Annotated in this window: 3 protein-coding genes; all 3 read left to right on the top strand. The window is 59.4% G+C overall.

Translation table 11 applies throughout. The annotated features are described in order from the left end of the window. Positions 1–231 precede the first annotated feature (231 nt). Positions 232–2076 carry a syringomycin E biosynthesis L-threonine--[L-threonyl-carrier protein] ligase SyrB1 gene (gene syrB1 / locus RGM3321_RS24245; protein ID WP_244395144.1) on the top strand — a complete coding sequence of 615 codons (1845 nt, stop codon included), beginning with the start codon at positions 232–234 and terminating at the stop codon, positions 2074–2076. Positions 2077–2093: 17 nt separating this feature from the next. Further along, a complete protein-coding gene (gene syrB2, locus RGM3321_RS24250) occupies positions 2094–3026 on the top strand; it encodes a syringomycin E biosynthesis L-threonyl-[L-threonyl-carrier protein] 4-chlorinase SyrB2 (RefSeq protein WP_003383694.1) in 933 nt (310 codons plus the stop codon). Between the two features lie 70 nt (positions 3027–3096). Next, positions 3097–4308: a syringomycin E biosynthesis aminoacyltransferase SyrC gene (gene syrC, locus RGM3321_RS24255; RefSeq protein WP_244395145.1), complete on the top strand. Its 1212-nt coding sequence runs from the start codon at positions 3097–3099 to the stop codon at positions 4306–4308. The last annotated feature ends 397 nt before the right edge of the window (positions 4309–4705 follow it).

Raw genomic sequence — 4705 nt, forward strand, 5'->3', positions numbered from 1 at the left:
GTCTGTCACCGCATTCCGGGACATCGGTCGCGCAGCGTGTCGAAGCGTATTCATGCTGTTCAGCAGGGCCTTGTCCCCATTTCCCTCGACAGACGCAAGCCGGCAGTCGGTGCTGAAATGCGCCAACTGCGGATCTTGCCGGCCCTTCGAACAGATCCTTCAGGCCGCAGGGATGTCTCGAGTGCAGTGGAGTTGAACGCTGCACCTGGTTACTACACAGGAGCCTTTGTCATGCCGATCAAGAACACTGACGAATCGCTTGGCGCCGCGTCAGTCCCTCTCAAGCCCGATGCTTTTCTGCACGAGATATTCAGTGACAGGGCACGTCAATTTCCTGAGCGCATCGCAGCAAGCGATACGCTCAGAACCTTGAGCTACGCACAGCTCGACGCACTCTCGACAAAGCTGGCTGCGCGTTTGCGCAGTGAAGGTGTGACCCACGGCATGCGTGTGGGGATGTACATGTCGCGTAGCATCGATCTGGTCATCAGTCTGCTGGGCATTCTCAAGGCCGGTGGCGCGTATGTGCCGGTCGACCCGCAATACCCTGGCAAGCGCGTCGAACACATCATGCGCGACAGCGGCCTCAGCCTGATCATCGGCGATGCTGCAGATCTGCCGAAAATACCGTCTCTGCGCGTATTGGCCCTTGACGAGTTGCTGTCCGCACCGGCGCTGAAACTGGCTGCCGAAGATGGCCATGTAGACCCGGATCAGGCCACTGCCTACATCATCTACACCTCTGGCTCCACCGGTGAGCCCAAAGGTGTGCAGGTTTCCCATTGCAACGTCAGTCGCCTGCTGGAAAGTACCCAACGTGCCTATGGCTTCAACGCCCAGGACGTCTGGTCGATGTTCCACTCCATCGGTTTTGACTTCTCGGTCTGGGAAATCTGGGGCGCCCTCGCCAACGGCGGCCAGGTGGCTATAGTGCCGTATGAAGTCTCGCGCTCTCCTGCCAGCCTGCGTCAGTGGCTCGCCGATCAGCGCATCACCGTGCTCAGCCAGACACCATCGGCCTTCCGTGGTCTTGATGAAGCTGATCGTGGCAACACTGCACCTCTTGCCCTGCGCTACGTGGTCTTCGGCGGCGAAGCGTTGCCCGCCACCGTGCTGCGTCCCTGGGTCGAGCGCCATGGCGACCAGAAGCCCGCGCTGATCAACATGTACGGCATCACTGAGGCCACCGTTCACACCACCTTCAAGCGAGTGTTGGCGCAGGACCTGGAAACAGCCGCCATGGTCTCGCTCGGCAAACCGCTGGACGGCTGGCGCCTGCACCTGCTTGACGCAAGCCTGGTCCCGGTCGCGGAAGGCACCACGGGTGAGCTGTACATCGAAGGCGCCGGCGTGGCTCAGGGCTACCTGAACCGTGAAGCGCTCAACGTCGAGCGTTTCGTCGAGTTGCCCGGTGCTGTACGCGCCTACCGCACTGGCGACTTGATGACCCTGGAAAGTAATGGTGAATACCGTTACGCCGGTCGTTGCGATGAACAATTGAAAATCAGCGGTTTCCGCATCGAGCCGGGCGAGATCGAAGCCTCTCTGCAAACCAGCCCGAACGTCGCCGCCGCCCATGTCGGCGTACACGATTACGGTGATGGAGACCTGCGTCTGGTGGCTTACGTGGTACCAGGCAAGGGCGTCGATGCCTGGACTGAACAGACCCGCAGCGAAGTTGCCGCACTGCTGGCCGAAAGTTTGCCGGAGTACATGCGGCCCTCGGTGTATGTGCCGCTGGCATCGCTGCCGGTGACCCACCACGGCAAAATCGACAAGCAACAACTGCCCTCGCCTACCGCTGACACGACGCCTTTACGCGCGGCAGACGTCAAGGGCCTCAGTGAACAGGAGCACTTCGTGCTCAAGGTCTGGAGCGAAGATCTGGGCCTGAAAAACATCGGCGTCAATGATGATTTCTTCGATTCCGGTGGCACCTCGCTGGCGCTGATCCGTTCGCTTAGCAAGCTCAAAGCGCACTACAAAATCAACCTCGACCCGGGAATTCTGGCGGATGGCGCAACAGCCAAAGTCCTGGCCGACCACATCTCCCGTAGCCTTGTTCAAGCCCATTGACCGAAAAGGAAAAGCTCATGAGCAAAAAATTCGCTTTAACTGCGGAACAGCGTGCCTCGTTCGAGAAAAACGGCTTTATCGGTCCGTTTGACGCCTACTCGCCAGAAGAAATGAAAGAAACCTGGAAGCGCACCCGCCTGCGTCTACTCGACCGTAGCGCTGCGGCCTACCAGGATCTGGACGCCATCTCCGGTGGTACCAACATCGCCAACTACGACCGCCATCTGGACGATGACTTTCTGGCCAGCCACATCTGCCGCCCGGAAATCTGCGACCGCGTCGAAAGCATCCTCGGTCCGAACGTGCTCTGCTGGCGCACCGAGTTCTTTCCTAAATATCCGGGCGATGAAGGCACCGACTGGCATCAGGCCGATACCTTCGCCAATGCCTCCGGCAAACCGCAGATCATCTGGCCGGAGAACGAAGAGTTCGGCGGCACCATCACCGTCTGGACGGCGTTCACTGACGCGAACATTGCCAATGGTTGCCTGCAGTTCATTCCTGGCACCCAGAACAGCATGAACTATGACGAAACCAAGCGCATGAGCTATGAGCCCGATGCCAACAATTCGGTGGTCAAGGACGGCGTGCGTCGCGGTTTCTTCGGTTACGACTATCGCCAGTTGCAGATCGATGAGAACTGGAAGCCTGACGAGGCCTCTGCTGTGCCCATGCAGATGAAGGCCGGGCAGTTCATCATTTTCTGGTCAACGCTGATGCACGCTTCCTATCCGCACAGCGGCGAATCACAGGAAATGCGCATGGGCTTCGCGTCACGCTATGTACCTTCCTTCGTGCACGTCTACCCGGACTCGGACCACATCGAAGAGTACGGCGGCCGCATCAGCCTGGAGAAATACGGCGCGGTGCAGGTGATCGGTGACGAAACACCGGAATACAACCGCCTCGTGACCCACACCACACGCGGCAAAAAATTCGAAGCGGTCTGATCCAACTACGGCAGACGACAGTAGCCTCGCGCAATGTGCCTGAAAAAGCGCCCAAAAAGAGTAACGATCCATGACTATTTCCTCCGACGCAGCGATGCGTCTGTGCGAGACGGTGAGGATGCTCAGGCACCTTGCCCTCAATTTGCCCGATCCCGTGTGCCTGAGCTTTCTCGCCCAGGCCAACGGCTCGCTGCCAGAGCCGGCGTGCTCCAGCGTGCGGGCCACAGAGCGGGCGATCAATGCCGCGTTTGCGCGCCTCGGCGTGCGCACCCTGCAGTACTTGCACGGTGGCGAGGCACAACTGTCGTCGTTCGAATACTTTATAAGCCGAAAAATCTGTGAAGCGCTCGACTATAGCTACGAGCACTTCGACGATGCTGGAGACGTCACCGCATTCAGTCAACTGCTCAAGCATTTTGAATTCAGCGGTGCAGTACCGCATATAGAGACACTGCACCTGACCACCCGCGATAATGCCCAATTGCTGGTGCATGCCAGCGCCAACCGCGAACTGCCTCCCGTGGTTCTGGCACTGCCTTGCGGCATTCCGTTCGATCTCTGCCGCGACTGGTTCGACGCCTTGAGCGAGCGCTTTTTTGTCGTGACCTGGGAAACCCGAGGGCTGTTCGGTGCCTGCGAGGCGTTCGACCAGGTCGCGGTGGACACCGATGCCCAGGTCGCCGACATGATCAGCGTGATGAATCACTTCAGGCTATCGACCGCACACCTGATGGGCATCTGCGGCGGCGCGGTCATCGCCCTGTGCGCCGCCGCTGACCACCGCGAACGGGTCAACTCTCTGAGTTTGTGGCATGGCGATTACAACCTGGGCGACAACGATCTGCGCACCGCTCATCAGCAAAACTTCGAGTGGCTGATGGAAAGCGCTGCTCAGGATCGCGACGAGGCTGCCGACCTGCAAGCGATGTTCCTCGATCAGGCAACGCTGGCCACCACCCCTGAGTCCATTGCCCACGTAGTGCTTTACCCCTACGTCAATCCCGAGTTGTTCTATCGCTATGCGCGCTTGAACGACGCGCTGAACAAGACCGAGCTGGCACCACGACTGACACGCATCACCGCGCCAACCCTGGTGGTGGCTGGAGATGCCGACTCGACTACTCACGTCGGCGGCTCACGGCATATCGCAGCGTCGATCAAAGGCGCCAGGCTACACGTAGAGCGCGATGGCAGCCACCTCGCATTCTTCTCCTCCACTCAACAATCGAAACAAACCGCCTTCCGCTTCCTCAAAGAGGTCCTTCAGCCCGCTGTCGCCTGACAGTGGCTTGATACCTCGCTGTATAAACGGGGCCTGAGGGCCCCAACTTTACTTTGCGGCCTTGAGCGCAGCGTCACCCGGCATACCTTCACGGCGGCCTATTGGCGCGGCACGAACAGCCGACCTTACCCTCGCCGGCCCATCTCGATGCGCCACTCCGATCGGCCCAGGCCTCTGCGTGGCCGAGGTTCGGTACAGCCTTGAATCATTGCTCCCCAGCCTGGAAGACCGGCGCACGCACTTGTCCCAGCTTCCCACGACAGACATCCCCAAGGGGATGCTCTATTTTTTTTTCAATGTTTTTAGTCCTCCCTCCGACTGGCAGTCGTCCAGCCATATGCCGCGCCGCCCTTCGACCGGAGACAAGCCAATTGATTTCGCAAACAGGTGCTTTGAG

Origin of the sequence: Pseudomonas sp. RGM 3321, from assembly GCF_022836805.1 — a bacterium.
GTDB lineage: Bacteria > Pseudomonadota > Gammaproteobacteria > Pseudomonadales > Pseudomonadaceae > Aquipseudomonas.